Raw genomic sequence first — 818 nt, forward strand, 5'->3', positions numbered from 1 at the left:
CAGGAAGTCCAACGCCTGGAAGGTATCGCGGAAACGCTGAATGATAAGCCTGACAGCCAGATTTCGCTGACTGATCCAGACGCCCGATCCATGGCGACATATGGCAAAGGCACGGGCCTGGTGGGCTACAACGTGCAGACAGCGGTTGATGTCGAGACGCATCTTATCGTCACGCACGAGGTCACCAATATCGGCAATGATCGATCGCAACTGGCTCCCATGGCCAAGGCGGCAATGGAAGCACTGAAGGTCGATAAGCTCGATGCCATCGCCGACCGTGGTTATTTCAACGGAGCTGAACTGCTCAGCTGTCATGAGGCCGGGATTACGGCAACGGTGCCGAGGCCGGAGACGTCGAACAACCGCAAGAAGGGCATGTTCGTGAAGGCTGACTTCGTCTACGACGGCGGCACAGACACGTATGTTTGCCCTGCCGGAAAGGCGCTGGCATACAGATATACCACGGAGGAAAAAGGACTGATGCTTCGGCGATACTGGCGCACGGATTGTCCGTCATGCCCCCTCAAGGCACAATGCACATCGGGCAAGGAACGGCGGATCACACGCTGGGAGCACGAGCATCTGATCGAAGCTATGTATTCCCGAATGGACGACAATCCGAGCCTCATGCGAACCCGGCGATGCACGGTCGAGCATCCGTTCGGAACCATCAAGGCGTGGATGGGCGCAACTCATTTCCAGATGCGCAGACTGAAAAACGTGAGAACGGAAATGGCGCTGCACGTGCTGGCCTACAACATCAAACGGATGATCAATATGATTGGCGCAAGAGCGCTCATCAGAGCCATAGCCGCTTG

General features: G+C 56.5%; 1 protein-coding gene. It reads left to right on the top strand.

Features of this window, described 5'->3' with window-relative positions:
- A partial coding sequence (locus JZX87_RS31045; protein ID WP_286195236.1) for a transposase occupies nt 1-818 on the top strand: 818 nt, incomplete at both ends.

The organism is Agrobacterium sp. Ap1, assembly GCF_017313375.1.
Lineage (GTDB): Bacteria > Pseudomonadota > Alphaproteobacteria > Rhizobiales > Rhizobiaceae > Neorhizobium > Neorhizobium cellulosilyticum.